The sequence below is a fragment of the Mycoplasma sp. 6243 genome (genome assembly GCF_051200785.1).
GTDB lineage: Bacteria > Bacillota_I > Bacilli_A > Mycoplasmatales > Metamycoplasmataceae > Mycoplasmopsis.
Genome location: NZ_CP195154.1, coordinates 817977 through 832758, shown reverse-complemented (window position 1 = coordinate 832758; position 14782 = coordinate 817977). Strand labels below are relative to the sequence as shown.

Annotated in this window: 15 protein-coding genes and 1 tRNA gene; 7 read left to right on the top strand and 9 right to left on the bottom strand. The window is 28.6% G+C overall.

Annotated features, from left to right (window positions below; genetic code table 4):
• The first annotated feature begins 7 nt into the window (after positions 1–7).
• Positions 8–2386, top strand: coding sequence for a glycosyl hydrolase family 65 protein (locus ACR82Z_RS03460; RefSeq protein WP_435128843.1), 2379 nt, complete (start codon positions 8–10; stop codon positions 2384–2386).
• The gene (gene pgmB, locus ACR82Z_RS03455; RefSeq protein WP_435128840.1) at positions 2379–3041 is read left to right on the top strand and encodes a beta-phosphoglucomutase; all 663 of its coding nucleotides are present in this window, start codon (positions 2379–2381) and stop codon (positions 3039–3041) included. The genes ACR82Z_RS03460 and pgmB overlap by 8 nt, the downstream gene beginning before the upstream one ends.
• Positions 3042–3081: 40 nt before the next feature.
• On the opposite strand, the gene ACR82Z_RS03450 is transcribed toward pgmB, so the two are convergent.
• Positions 3082–3660, bottom strand: a complete 579-nt coding sequence (locus tag ACR82Z_RS03450) for a thymidine kinase (protein ID WP_435128837.1) — start codon at positions 3658–3660, stop codon at positions 3082–3084.
• Positions 3661–3757: 97 nt separating this feature from the next.
• Here ACR82Z_RS03450 and ACR82Z_RS03445 point away from each other — a divergent pair, with 97 nt between their 5' ends.
• From ACR82Z_RS03445 to ACR82Z_RS03430, 4 genes are all read left to right on the top strand, one after another.
• Positions 3758–4180, top strand: a complete 423-nt coding sequence (locus ACR82Z_RS03445) for a hypothetical protein (RefSeq protein ID WP_435128834.1) — start codon at positions 3758–3760, stop codon at positions 4178–4180.
• A gap of 217 nt (positions 4181–4397) precedes the next feature.
• Positions 4398–5072 (top strand): deoxynucleoside kinase, encoded by a 675-nt coding sequence (locus tag ACR82Z_RS03440; protein ID WP_435128831.1) that lies wholly within the window; start codon positions 4398–4400, stop codon positions 5070–5072.
• Complete coding sequence (locus tag ACR82Z_RS03435) at positions 5063–5746, top strand: deoxynucleoside kinase (RefSeq protein WP_435128828.1); 684 nt, start codon at positions 5063–5065, stop codon at positions 5744–5746. The genes ACR82Z_RS03440 and ACR82Z_RS03435 overlap by 10 nt, the downstream gene beginning before the upstream one ends.
• A 615-nt stretch (positions 5747–6361) precedes the next feature.
• Positions 6362–6907 (top strand): restriction endonuclease subunit S, encoded by a 546-nt coding sequence (locus ACR82Z_RS03430; protein ID WP_435128825.1) that lies wholly within the window; start codon positions 6362–6364, stop codon positions 6905–6907.
• Positions 6908–7002: 95 nt separating this feature from the next.
• Here the strand turns inward: ACR82Z_RS03430 and ACR82Z_RS03425 are convergent, their stop codons facing one another.
• The 5 genes from ACR82Z_RS03425 to ACR82Z_RS03405 all read right to left on the bottom strand — a co-directional run bounded on the left by ACR82Z_RS03425 (position 7003) and on the right by ACR82Z_RS03405 (position 11396).
• Positions 7003–7926 (bottom strand): site-specific integrase, encoded by a 924-nt coding sequence (locus tag ACR82Z_RS03425; protein WP_435128822.1) that lies wholly within the window; start codon positions 7924–7926, stop codon positions 7003–7005.
• A 131-nt stretch (positions 7927–8057) separates the two neighbouring features.
• A tRNA-His gene (locus ACR82Z_RS03420) sits at positions 8058–8133 on the bottom strand.
• 129 nt (positions 8134–8262) lie between these two features.
• A complete protein-coding gene (gene lysS, locus ACR82Z_RS03415) occupies positions 8263–9732 on the bottom strand; it encodes a lysine--tRNA ligase (RefSeq protein ID WP_435128819.1) in 1470 nt (489 codons plus the stop codon).
• 69 nt (positions 9733–9801) lie between these two features.
• Positions 9802–10497 carry a ribonuclease HIII gene (locus tag ACR82Z_RS03410; protein ID WP_435128816.1) on the bottom strand — a complete coding sequence of 232 codons (696 nt, stop codon included), beginning with the start codon at positions 10495–10497 and terminating at the stop codon, positions 9802–9804.
• Complete coding sequence (locus tag ACR82Z_RS03405) at positions 10497–11396, bottom strand: Cof-type HAD-IIB family hydrolase (RefSeq protein ID WP_435128813.1); 900 nt, start codon at positions 11394–11396, stop codon at positions 10497–10499. The genes ACR82Z_RS03410 and ACR82Z_RS03405 overlap by 1 nt, the downstream gene beginning before the upstream one ends.
• 782 nt (positions 11397–12178) lie before the next feature.
• Between ACR82Z_RS03405 and ACR82Z_RS03400 the strand changes: the two genes are divergently transcribed.
• Positions 12179–12322 (top strand): hypothetical protein, encoded by a 144-nt coding sequence (locus tag ACR82Z_RS03400; protein ID WP_435128810.1) that lies wholly within the window; start codon positions 12179–12181, stop codon positions 12320–12322.
• A 672-nt stretch (positions 12323–12994) separates the two neighbouring features.
• Here ACR82Z_RS03400 and ACR82Z_RS03395 read toward each other — a convergent pair.
• From ACR82Z_RS03395 to ACR82Z_RS03385, 3 genes are all read right to left on the bottom strand, one after another.
• On the bottom strand, positions 12995–14089 hold the full coding sequence (locus ACR82Z_RS03395) for an Eco57I restriction-modification methylase domain-containing protein (RefSeq protein WP_435128807.1): 1095 nt from the start codon (positions 14087–14089) through the stop codon (positions 12995–12997).
• 138 nt (positions 14090–14227) lie between these two features.
• Positions 14228–14611: a hypothetical protein gene (locus ACR82Z_RS03390; protein ID WP_435128804.1), complete on the bottom strand. Its 384-nt coding sequence runs from the start codon at positions 14609–14611 to the stop codon at positions 14228–14230.
• An 11-nt stretch (positions 14612–14622) separates the two neighbouring features.
• Positions 14623–14775 (bottom strand): hypothetical protein, encoded by a 153-nt coding sequence (locus ACR82Z_RS03385; RefSeq protein WP_435128801.1) that lies wholly within the window; start codon positions 14773–14775, stop codon positions 14623–14625.
• Positions 14776–14782 lie beyond the last annotated feature (7 nt).

Sequence of the window (14782 nt, the reverse complement as noted above, 5' to 3'; positions counted from 1 at the left end):
GGAAAACATGGATTTTTTAAAATACGATTTAGAGAAAAAACGGATTAGTCAAATTAAATTCAACCGTTCAGTAACTGCAAAAACTGAAAGCATCTTTGCATTAGGTAACGGATATATGGGAATACGGAGTGCAGACGAAGAAAGAGCATCATATAACAAAGAAGACTTTTTTGTTAACGGGATGTTTAATAAAGATACCAAAGACGATTCGCCTGAGTTAGTAAATTTAGCAGATTTAATGACTACTCCTATTATCATTAACGGTATAACTTTTGATGTTAAAAACCGTGACGAGTATAATAAAACACTTTACATTCGAGAAGGTTTTTTAAAACGTAAGATCTTATTAGAACGTGATCACGGAAAATACTGTTTTATTTTTGAACGTTTTGTTTCTAGAAATGATCCTAATGTTTATGCACAAAAAATTAAGATTAAAGTTTTAGAAACAACCGATAATAAAAATATAGAAATTATTATCAAACCTGCTATTAATGCACAAGTCACCAACTCTGGAACTCAACATTTTGGAGAAGGCGCAAAAACCCGAATCACTACCGAATCACTGCAAATGGAGCAGTGTACTACACTTTCTAAGCGTTGAGCAGTTCATAACCTTATCACCAAACTTTATTTAAATGGTGAGTTTATTAGGGGTGGAAATGACGACTATGTTATCGAAATGAAGCGTCGTTATGTAGGTTTTAAAATCAAATTAAATGCTAAAGCAGGCGATGTAATTGAACTAGAAAAATTAATGTCGGTTCATACATCAGTTGATAGCAAAAATTCATTATTACCGAAAAAAGTTGTTCGTGAAAATGCAAATACAAAACATCAGCAACTACTTAATAAATCATATGAAGAACTTAAAAATGAATCAATTGAAAAAATGCATTCTCAAATTTGAAAAGAGTTCTTTGTCAAAATCGAAGGCGATGAAGAAAGCAAATACGATTCACTCGCTCTTGATTTTGCAATCTTTCATCTAAACGGGTTTGTACCTAGACATTCAACAAACTTAAATGTGGGTGCTAAAGGACTTTCAGGTGAAGGTTATCAAGGACATACATATTGAGATACCGAGTTCTTTATTAATCCAATTTATTTATTCAATCGAGCTAAAGTTGCTCGAAACTTACTAACATATAGATATAAAGGTATCGAAGGAGCTCGTGCAAAAGCAAGAGAAATCAAAGAAAGACCTCAAGAAAGTAATTTAAAAGGAGCTCAATTCCCTTGAGAAATGGCCTGACCAACTGATGGAGAGGTATGTCCATATTGAGGGCAAGCTGATGTGATGACTGGTAAACAAATTCCCATCGCTTCACGTCGTCAAGAAATTCATGTTTCAGCTGATGTTGCTTTTGCAGTAAATCAATATTATAAAATTACTGGTGATGAAAAATTCATGGAACAAATGGGATATGAAATGATTATCGATACAGCTATTTTCTATGCATCACGTGCTGAAAAACAAAGTGATGGAAGTTATCATATTCTAGATGTAATGGGTCCAAATGAATATAAAGGAAATATTGATAATAGTGCTTATATCAATATGTTAGCAAAGTTCAATATTGATTTAGCTTTAAAATATATAAATTTATTAAAAAAGAAAAAACCTTATTGATGAGCTATTATCAAATCAAAAATACCATATCCAATTAATGTAACAAAACTTAAAGAAGTTTCTGAAAAACTCAAGCAACAAAAACCAAACGAGAATTTAGTTATCGCTGAAAATGACCAGTTTTTACAACTACATCGTGGTAATGTGTTACCATTTCAGATGCTAGGTGATGCAGGTAAAAAACTATTTAACACCCAAGAAGGAAATGCATTGCTTTCATGTCAACTGGTTAAACAAGCCGATGTAATTTTGCTTTTAAACATCCTGCCACATTTATATTCTAAAGAAATAAGAAGGGCGAATTTTAATTTCTATGAACCTGTTACAACACACGATTCATCGCTGTCTCCTGTTACATATACCATTGAAGCAGTAAGATTAAAAATGATCGAAAAAGCCTACCAGTTATTTAAATATGGAATTAATGTGGACTTAGGTCCTGCAATGCATACATCCGATGCAGGAATTCATGCTGGTTCATTAGCTGCAATTTATCATATGATTGTTTTTGGTTTTGGAGGTTTAAATTGACATAATGATGCATTGCATCTAGAACCACTACTTCCAAAAAATTGAAGTAAACTTACATATCGATTTAAATACCAAAATGCTGCATTTGAAGTTGTTTTAAATCAACAAAACTTTAGCATTAGAACTATTTTAGATACTAAATTTAACGGTTATATCTGAATCAATGGACAAAAAAGAAATATAAATAAAAATCCACAAACTTTTGAGGTTATCCATGATTAAAGGAATAATTTTTGATCTAGATGGGGTGATTACTGATACAGCAATTTTACACTATCAATCTTGAGCAAAAGTTATTAAACAATTTGATATCGATTATACTTTTGCAGATAATGAACTTTTGCGTGGCTTACCACGCATCGAAACCTTAAAAGCTATTTTAAAACTTAAAAAACCAAGTTTGCAGCTAAATAATTCAAAATTACTAGAAGTAAGTGAACAAAAAAATTTGTTCTATAAAGAACTTTTGCAAACACAAATTAATGAAAAATCCATTTTACCAGGGATAACAAAATTTTTATCCGATGCAAAAAATAAAAATTTAAAACTTGCTATTGCATCAAGTAGTTATAATGCCCCTACTATCTTGGAAAAATTAGGTATTATCAACCTTTTTGATTACATTGTTTATCCGGGAGATATCAAGAACGGTAAACCTGCGCCAGATATCTTTATTAAGGCTGCAGCAGGTTTATCCTTAGATGTAAGTGAGTGCTTCGGAATCGAAGATGCAGTTGCTGGAATTCAAGGGATTAAAGATGCAAAGATGAAAGCTGTTGCAATCACAGCAAATACAGAAGAATTTAAAAATGCAGATATTGTTTTAACATCTACATCGCAATTAAATTTAGATACTATTTTAGCAAAATTCAACTAACAGACATATGTCTGTTTTTATTTGCTTATAGGCAAATAAATTATTTTCTTTTCTTATACTTTTGTTTTTCACCTAAAATATGACATCTGCGACAGCGTGCTTCATATTCGCTATCACCTAATACATTTAACTCATTGTTCGCATCCTTACGAAATGAAAAGGCCGCATCAGATTTACATTGTAAACATACCGCTTTTAACTTACATATATCATCTGCAATTGCAAGCAACCCAGGCATAACTCCGAACGGACGCCTTAAAAAATCCATATCCAATCCACTTACAATTACTCTAACTCCACTTAATACTAATTTATCGATAACTTCAAAAATTCCATCATCTAAAAAATTAGTTTCATCGATTGCAACAGCTCGATATTCAGGATTTCAGTGATCATGAATATCTTTTGATTGCTTAATAACAATTGCCTTAGTCTTTGCTCCTGTGCGACTTACAATTTTATTTTTATCAAATCTGGTATCAAAATGTGGTTTAAATACTATAGTTTTTACTTCTGCTATTTCTAGAATTTTAAGTCTTTTAAGTAATTCTTCAGTTTTACCTGAAAACATTGGTCCAGTAATTACATCTAAGGTTCCTTCTGGTCTTTTTAAGTTCATTCTTCCTTTCAAGTGTGTTATATCATTATAAAACTTTTATAAAATTCCTAAATATCTTTTATCAAATTTTGATAAAATTTTAAAGAAAGGAAAAAAGATGAAACATAAAAAGAAAATTTGAGCATTTTCTGCCGCTACTTTATCGTTAGTTCCAGTTGCCGCTGCTGTTTCTTGTGGTTCAGGTGAAAAAGCAAAAGCAACCGAATCTAGCAAAAAAAATGATTTGATAAATGCAATTTTAACAGAAACTAAAAAAACTTATAACTTTATAGAAAGCAAAGAAACTGAAGCAAAAACTGAGATGCAAAATAAGTTAAAAGATGTAGCAGATGATGTTGTTGCAGATACATTAGCATTTTACCAAGAAACTATGCAGTTTGATAAAAATGCTCCAGACTATACAGCAAAATATGCTGCAGCAGATGCAAAATATCCAAAAAGTAATGCTACTTTATTAGAGCAATTACAAAACATTGCTAAGGGAAAAGGAACTGCAAAAAGTTCAGAACCACAAAATTAATAGAAGTAGCGATGAAAATATTAATTCAGTAGATTATCTAAATTAAGATGATTTAGATAATTTTTAATTATGAAACTTTTTCAAAAACTTTTTTATCTATCAGTAAGATAAAAAAAGTAAAATGAATAATTTTTATAATTAATTTTAATCAACTTTTTAATTAATTGCTAGTTTTGCATTTGTTTTTTTGCTATACTTAAAAACCACAGGAGGAAAAATGGTAATAGGAATTAGTGGGATGATAAGTAGTGGAAAAAGCACATTATCCAAAAAATTAAATGAACATTATAAAACATCTGTTATCTTAGATGAATTTGATAAAGACGATGTAGTTTTCAATACCTTTTTAAAATGATTGTATGAAAAGAAACCTAACCTAACAATGGCTTTACAGACTTATGTTGTGGAGAATCATACAACTAAATTACAAGAGTTATTTACAGAATTTGCTGCAAAACATAACGATTTAAAAAATAATCACTTAATTTTAGATCGCTTTAGTATTGAACATTATATTTTTGCACATGTTAATTTGAAAGTTAAAGGAAGAAATTATTTAAAAGGTTATGATGCTCTATTTGAACATATGATTACAGATGAAGAAATTCCTGATTTAGCAATTTATTTAGATATGAGTTATGAAACCTTTGAAAAGCGATTATTTGAACGAGGTCGTGAAGTTGAAATAAAAAATTACGAGCTGAACAAAGACTACTTTAAAAACCTTTATAGGGTGTATAAGGACTTGTTTATCAAGCAAGCTGATAAATATCATCTAAATTATGTTATTGTTGATACCAACAACCTTACAGAAGCAGAAGTCTTAGCAAAAGCAATTGAAATCATTGATAATTTTAATTTATCAAAAGCAGAAGAGCGAGTATGAAAATAGCAATTAGTGGAATGATTGGATGTGGTAAATCAACACTTAGCAAGCAACTTGCTAATCATTATCAAAATTCAATGTTATTAGAAGAACTAGATTCAAATGATGATATTTTTAATACTTTTTTAGAATGAATTTATCAAAAATATCCTAATATCGATATTGCATTTCAATCATACATCATTGAATCTATTTCAGAAAGATTCAAAAATGCTGAAGCAGAATTTTTAAAAAATCATAATCATAAACGACACCACATCTTCTTAGATCGCTTTAATGTTGAACATCATATCTTTGCAACAGTTACACTTGAGCAAAAACCAGCAAAGTATCTAAATGCATTTAATGCTTTGTTCGATTATATTATAGATTTAAAAGATAACCCTGATCTAGCAATTTTTTTAGATGCTGATTTTGATGTAATTCAAAATCGCATCCTAAAAAGGGGTAGAGATGTGGAAATTGAAAACTTTGATTTGAATATAGATTATTTTAAAAGATTACATCGCCTTTATCGTCCTTTGTTTGAACAATTGGTGCAAAAATATAATATCCCTTATAAAATAATTAACACAAATGATTTAGATGCACTATCAGGTGTTTGAAGAAGCAACAAAAATTATAGATCGATTTGTTGATGAAAAATAGATATTATTTGATATCTATTTTTGTCTATTTAAAAATTGATATTTTTAAATATAATTATAAAAAGAAAGGATAGAAATGGACAAAAATGTACCTAGTTTGAGGTTTAATGGATTTGAAGATGAGTGAGAACGGGAAGGCTTTTGGACAAATTTTATTTCGCATAGACGAGAGAGGTTATGCTTATCTACCACTTTTGACTAGCATCTATTAATTACGGGATGATACTAAAAGAATCCAAAAAGAAAGTTAAATCACTTGAGAGTTTTAAAAGGGTTCTACCAAACGACTTTGTTTTGCATCTTTCGTCTTTTAATAGTGGTTTAAGCCTTTTCTAAATTTGAAGGACTTACATCACCTGTTTACAATGTTCTAAGATTTAGAGATATAGATAAACATCATCCAAATTTTTGAATGTATGTCTTCAAAAGTAGTGAGTTCATAAATTCTCTTGTTCCTTTAACTTACGGATTAAGACAAGGAAAAAATATTAATTTAAATGAGCCTTGAAAAGAATTTGTTGAAGACTACATCAAAGCATGAACAACAAAAAATCTCTCATCTTTTCATTTCCTTAGACTCCTTCCTTTCACTTCATAAGCGAAAATATGACTTTTTAATGAACATCAAGTCTCACATTGCTATCTAAAATGTTCCCTGATCAAAATTCAAAATTTCCTAATATTCGTTTCTCTGAATTTACTCACGCTTGAGAACAAGGATTTCTCAGCAGTGTTGTTAGTATACAAAACGGAAAATTAAATGCTAACAAAATGGAAATAAGTGGAAAATATAATTTTTATACTTCTGGTAGAGAAATATTTAAAATAAATACTTGAAGTTTTGAAGGTGAGGCTGTCACAATTGCAGGAAATGGTGCTAATATGGGTTATATGCATAGAGCAAGTGGTAAGTTTGATGCTTATCAAAGAACATATGTATTAAAAACCGAAATTTGAGATACCGATTTTCTTTACTTTAATTTATTAAAAAATTTATGAATAGATATTCAGAGAAAAATATCAAATGGTGGTATACCTTTTATTGTATATAATGATATAAGTCAATTCATTGTCACTTCCCCTTCACTCCCTGAACAACAAAAAATCTCCAAACTTTTCACTTCCCTAGACTCTTACCTTTCACTTCATCAGCGTAAGTCAACTATTCTTAAAAATATTAAGAAAAATTGTTAGAAAAAATGTTTGTTTAAGTCAGAACACACAAAATATTGCAAAATGTAGGATATCAAAACATTCATTGATATCCTAATTTTCGTGGGTTTTAAAATTTAGATAAGACTTGATATCGATCGCATCACTAGATCGATATCTTTATTTTCTAACTCATTAATGATATGTAAATAAATTCTTTCGGTAGTATTCATACTAGCATGACCAAGTCGCTTTGCAACGGAAGCTATTGATACCCCGGCATATAACAGCAATGATGCATGTGTATGTCTAAGGGCATGAATTGTTATGGCTGGAACATTTGCTTTATTACACCTGCGAATCAAAGTGTCATTAATGGTGGAATTGTAAATTCGTTCCTTAAAAACAAAGATAGGTTTTTCTGGATCTAAGTCCTTTATTATCATCGCAAACTGTGATGTAGTCATTCAATCAAGTTGTACCTTGCGAATTGAAGATTTATTTTTTGTTGGTAGAAATCCTCCGTTTTCCTTATAATTTCATGTCTTTGAAACATTCAAGGTTTGTCTCACGAAATCAAAATCTTTTGGTGTAATAGCCAATGCTTCAGAAAACCTTAATCCTGTTTTAGCTATCAGTAGAATCAATCAATCTATATTTAATTGTGAATCTAATTTCAGTGTTTTAAGAAGTAATTGCAGTTGAAATTGATTAAGGTATTTTTGTCTTTTCTCTCTAGGATTTTTTCCTTTAATGACTACCTTTCGAGTCGGATCGCTTTGTAAATAACCATCATCTAGTGCATCTAATATGCAACCTTTAAGATGATGATGAAAATCCATAGTTGTTTGTCTTTCGTGGGTTAATGCATATTCGTTTAATAATTTTTGATACACATAGCGATCTAAATTTCTTAGTTTAAGATTGGGTGCTAACTTAATAAGTCATCTTAAGCTTAGTTCATATTTTTTATAACTTACATCTCTTATTGAATCTTTTTTATATACTAAGATTCAGTTTTCAAAAAATTTGTGTAATAGTATATCTGATTTTTTTCTCATTCTTCTCCTTTTAACCCACGATGATTATGTAAAATTATAATATTATAACAAGACAAGAATAAGATATAAAATTAAATATCTACAACTATTAAAGCTATCAAGTTAAAAAAGTGATATAAAAAAATAACCAATGGGGCGGTTGACGGGATTCGAACCCGCGGATGACGGGACCACAACCCGCTGTGTTAACCACTTCACCACAACCGCCATAATCTTGGTTATTGCTAGTATATTATACCGTAAATATTAAAAAACATAGTTTTATAACTATGTTTTTTATGTCTATTATATAGGTATAAAAATAAAATATGAAATTTTTATACCTATATAAATTTATTATTTATGATTTTTTCTCTTTAATGTAGGGAATAAAAGTACATCGCGAATTGAATCTTTTTCAGTCAATAACATTGTAAGTCGATCAATTCCTATTCCACATCCACCAGTAGGTGGCATTCCATATTCTAACGAATCAACAAAATCTCAATCTATATCACTTGCTTCATCATTTCCGTTTTCTTTTTCTTGTAACTGTTCTTGGAATCTTTGCAATTGATCGATTGGATCACTTAACTCGGTATACATATTTGCATATTCTTTGGTATTTATAAATAATTCAGCACGTTCGGTAAATCTTGGATCTTTTGCTTTAGCTGTTAAAGGAGAAATTTCAATTGGATGCCCATAAACAAAGGTTGGTTGTATCAAGGTTTTTTCGATTAATTCTTCAAACAGTTCATTTATGATATGACCTAATTTATAAAATTTTTGTATCTTTACACCGTTGTTTTTTGCTACTTCTATTGCTTGTTCAAGTGAAATATTTCTAAAATCTACATTAGTTGCTTCAGAAACTGCATCTACTATATCTAGACGTTTAAAAGGTTTTGATAAATCAATTTCTACACCCTTATTTATGACTTTTTCTTTACCAAGATTTCTTGCAATTGTTTTTAATAATGTTTCAGTGCGATTCATCATTCCTTCTAAATTAGAGTATGCTTCATAAAACTCTATTGAAGTAAATTCAGGGTTATGTGTAGTGTCAATTCCTTCATTTCTAAATATACGACCAATTTCATAAACACGGTCTATTCCACCAACTACTAACTTTTTAAGTGGGATTTCAGTTGCGATTCTGAGAACGAATTCTTGATCAAGGGCATTATGATGCGTAGTGAATGGACGAGCAGCAGCACCTGATAAATAATCATTTAAAAATGGTGTTTCAACTTCCATATATTCTAGAGCATCAAAGTATTTTCGAATTTGTGAAATAATTTTTGTTCTGGTTCAAAATACATCTTTGACTTCATCATTAACAATTAAATCCACATATCTTTTACGATATCTTTCTTCTACATCACTTAGTCCGTGATATTTATCAGGTAATGGTTTTAGTGCTTTTGTAAGTAATTTTATATGTGTTGCTTTAACAGTCACAGCACCCGTGTTTGTCTTCATCACACTACCTTCAACATAGATAATATCACCTAAATCTAAGGTATCAACTAATTTTGCTAATTGTTCATCTTGTTTTTTATTAAAATATACCTGCATCTTTCCGTGATAGTCTTTCAATAAAATAAAAGGTCCGCGCATAGTCATAATACGTCCTGCGATAGCAAGAAAATGCGGTTTTTCTTCAAGATGTTCTTTTGTTACATTTGAGTATGCTTTTTCAATATCATCTGAATAAGAAAGTTCTTTTAGGTTATCAGCTTTAGCAAATGCTTTAACTCCTAATTGTTCATATATTTGTAGTTTTCTTCTTCGGATTAGTTCTTGATCACTATATTTTTCCATTAATTTCTCCTTTTTATTTATTTTATCAAAATCTTTATAATTGTTGATAAAAAACGGCAAAATGCCGCTTTATAATTTAAAACTGGTTTTACATACTTTTTCTAACGATTCTTCACCGTATTTTAAAGCAAATTCTTTCACTTGTTGTTTTACTTTTGAACTTGCTCCATAGGCAAATTCATAATTTCATTCACTTCTTTGTTTATTCATATACTCTATTAAATAATAACGAGCTATTATTGATGCACTTGCAACGGATAAGTTTATAAATTCGGCTTTTGGTTGATAAATAATATCAATATCTTTTTTATCAAGATCATTAAATAAATTTATTTCATTAAATTTTTTTTGATACTTTAAAATTGAGTTAAAAGTTGAATATTGATCAACTAATACTGCAAGATCTTTTACATTTATATTATTATATTTATCAAAAAAATGTTCTAAACAATGCATATGAACAAAATATTTGATTTCATTTGCATTATATTTTTTTGATACTAACTTATTATATCCACTTTGAGTGAGTATGTATTTAGTATATGGAATCTTTTTTATCAATTCCTTTGCTAATATCTGGATTCTATTATCAGTTAATAACTTTGAATCCTTTATACCTAATTCAGTTGCTCATGAATGTAAATTCTTAGGTAAAAATGCGCAAACTCCAATGACAGGGGTGAAAAAATCACCTACTCCTGTTTCATCTATACCTATTATCTCCTTATTTTTATATAATTGATTAAAAACATCAAGTAATCTCACTAATCTTCCTCTTGACTTCTCTTTCTACGTTTTTCATTTGATTTAGCTTTTTCAAGTTCTGGATTATCTAAAAATTTATTTATATATCAACCTACTCCACCATCTTTATTTGTTTTTGCAATCTTTACAGTCGCATATCTTTTTACTTCTCTAGTTGAATTTCCCATAGCTACAGAAACATTAGCAACCTTAAACATAGGAACATCATTAAAACCATCTCCTATTGCAACTGTATTCTCAATTTTTACATCATAGTAACGAATCAACATACTCAATGCTTTCCCTTTGTTAGCAGTAATATTAGTCATATCAAACACAGGACTTAATCCCTCCCCTTTTGATCAGTATGAAAACTCTGCTAAATCACCATATCTTGATTTTAAGTATTGTCTTAACGATTCAACATCTGTTGTTTTTTTAACATCAAAAATTATTCCTGTTGGCATTAAAGGTATTTTATGAAAGTCTAGTCCTATTTTTAGTTTTGCTGTTGTAGAAAAACCAAAAACTTTTTCTAAGTCTTCGTCACGATGTTGTAATTGCACTCAATCGGGTCCTTCAATCGCGATATTTGAAACTTCCTGTTGCACTTTTTCATCACCTAAAATATAAAGAGCCTCATTTAAGTTTAAATATTTTATATAAGGGATAAAACTTTCATCATAAGGTCTATGAATGTGTGCTCCATTATAATTAGAAACAACCGTATCCAATTTTAATGCCTCATAAATACTTTTAGTACTTCTTCATGGTCTACCTGTTAAAATACATACAATATGACCTTCTGAAACAGCACGATTTATTGCATTTTTAGTTTGTTCGTGCACTTCCCCGGTAGCACTGGATTGCAATGTTGTACCATCTAAGTCGATGGCAAATAAATATGTTTCCTTATCCATTTTTCTCCTTTTTTATCTTGTTTATAGTTAAATAATTAAATATATTAAATTATACACATTTTTGTTGAGATTTTTGATTTAAAAAATCCAGCAGATAAACCACGTACTCGGTAGCTGGAAACGCATATCGCAAAATGACCATTTTTTTTACGTGCCCAGCTCAGGAGAGTTGTACCTATAATCACGACTTATATGTTATTTATTAATAACTTTTATAATAAAAATAGGCTATATATGTTTTAAATGTGTTTTATTTGAAAATAATGTATAATTTAGTAATGTCAACAAAAGATGAAAAACTCAAACAACTAAAATTAATATAAAATTCATGAATAAAGTCATTTACTGACCTTCCGAATGATGTTAAAGAAGTATTAGCATCTTATATTACTTCATGAAATAATAGTAAAGATATAACAATAGAAAAACCTAAATATTGTCATAGATAGTGGATCTGTAAAGATACACAAGCACGGTTCAACAAACAACATCGCCTCGTTATAGAATGTTTAGATTGTAAGAAAACTTTTAGTAATTGCACTGGAACAGTTTTTGAAAGGCTTAAGAAAAACACATCAATTTAAATATCAAATGTTTCTTGAGTGTCATTTAAAGAAATTAACACTTAAAGAAACTGCAGCGATTTGTGGAATTAATTTAAAAACAGACTTTTGTTTGAAGACATAAATTATTAGATTTTATTAAATCTAAGCAAAAAGAATCAGATGTCAGTAGTGGAATAATCGAGACTTGACGAAATATATTTTCTTGATGTAAAAAAGGTGAGACACAAGAACGGAATAGGTAGAGCAGCAAGAAAACGTGGAAAATCTTTATACTATAACTCAAAAAGAGGTATAAATAGTGATTTAGATTGTGTTTCTACTATGGTTGATAGAAATGGGGAATCGCAATTTCTTATTTAGGAAAAGGTAAAACCTTCTGCAGAAAAACTATATTTTGCTTTTAAATACAAAGTTAAAAATCCTGAATCTGCAAAATTTATAACTGATGGGGAATCATCATATAAACCTTTTATAAATAAGATAGGTGCATCTCATTATATTGTTGGTGCTTCTAAGAAAAAATCTTTTGTTTATAAAGAAAATTCAGATAAAACAAAAAGTGTAAGGGAAAAATTACATATACAAAATGTTAATAATTTTCATCGCAAGATTAAAGAATTAATTGAAAATGTATATAACGGAGTTTCAAGTAAAAATTTAGATAAGTATATAAATTGGGTAAAGTGAACAAGAATAAACAAAGGAAATCATTATTCAATGATGATAGACTTTAAATAAATTTTTAACAAGCAGGTAAAAATAAGACAAAAAGATTTTTTGGATTCTTAAAATATAACAAAAAATAAGAATTTAAATTAAATAATAAGTTGTTTTTTAGTTTTTTAACAAAAACATTTAAAATTATTTAAAAACACACATTTAAAACATAAATAGCCTTAATATTTTATTAATTTGACTAATTGAGCAACTTTAGAAGTTATTTTATGATCAAAAGTATTAATATTATATTTGAGATGTTTAAGAACTTTTATATTATTGAAATTACCAAATCTGCTAATATGTACCAAAACTTTATATATATCTTGCTTTAGAATTTTTAAAAAATATTCTGCTTCTTTTTTTATCATCAAATTGATAAAAACCCACAGATTGTGTAACATTAAAATTTGTAGTTATAAAAGGAAGGAAATAAGTAGAAAGCGGAACTATAATAAGATATTTATCAAAGATATCTTGTTTAATTTTTGCATATCTTATTTGTTTAATAGTATGAATTGTCGGATATTTAAATTCTTGATCTTGGTTATCACTAAGCAATATACTTTTAGTAAAGTTGTGTAAATCACAGCGATATTTAAATCCTGTAGGGTCTTTATGGATTAATAATTGAACTAAATCTAATGTTTCTTGTGATATGTATAAAGGTATAAATGGTAAACTTGGATAAATTACTACATTTTCTTGAATGTCTTTTTTAAGAAAACTATTATATACGGTGGTTTTATGATCAAAAATACCTTTTTGTCATACAAAAACACAAAAAGAAGAACCGACTTTATTAAAATATCTTTTTACATCATTGTCAATCACAATAAAACTCCCATTTTTAAGAAGTTTTTTCAATGTAGTATTATGGTTGTTGAAAGACATTCAATTGTTCGGAGTTATAAAACATAAATATCCATTATCCTTTAATAAATCAATAGAATATTCAATAAATTTATTTGATAAACTTCTATTTTTGTTTCCGCCACCTGAATATGGTGGATTTGCTAATATTAAATCATATTTTATATTAAATTCATCATTTAAATCAAAAGCATCACCACATCTTAGATGTGGTGGATTCAATAATTCCTTGCAATTATCAACTCTTAACTCGCTTATTTCATTAAAATAAATATTATTAAGTTGTGTTTTTGTAGCACAATATGCACCAAAATTACCATTTCCAGAGCACGGATCAAGAATTTTTAAGTCTTTCCTGCTTCATAACTCATTTGGGATATAATTTATCATTTTTTCAACACATTCCATTGGAGTACATATATCATCCCGAGATTTTATATGATTTTGATCTTCATTTAGTTTATTTAAGAACTCTTTTATTTTCTGGTATTCAAATTGATTGTTTACCTCTGTATTATTAATATTATTTTTTTTCATACTATTTCTTTCTAGTCATTTTGGATTGAATATTTGCTATTGGTTTTTGATGAAATTGATTTAAATATATGTTTAATAACCTATCTTCTACGAAAATGCTTGCAGGAGAAGCAACAAAAGCGAATTCACCATAATATTCTACTTGCAGTGGTTTTGAGGTTGATATAGATATAATTTGAATTCTAACCTTGTGCTTACAAAGGATTGTAAAATCTTTATATTAGTTGTAGATGCAGTTCTTCAGTTAACAACAGTACCACAATTATAAGATTGCAATCTATATATAAATGGTGTTCTAGTTTGACCAAACTTAATAATATATTCATTATTATCTATATATGCTGTTATCATATAAACAACACCCACTTCGTTTTCGAAAATTTCTTTTGCTTTTTCATTATGAAAATCAAAAGCTACTATTTTTTCATTATATCGTTTGTCATCCTTAATTATTAACGGTTTTGCTTTTAATTTACAAATAAATTGAAAATCTTTAATTCCTTCAAACTTGAAATCTGACAATTTAGGTTGAGTTATGACATCTTGATATAAAAGGGGGAGTCATTTTTGTTTTTCAAAGAAAACAAATTTTTCAATGCATTTATATAATCAACACCAATTTTTGATTCATATGTTGATTCATCTATTTTATTACAAAGTTGTTTTAGTTGCTCAATATCTCTCATTCATTAT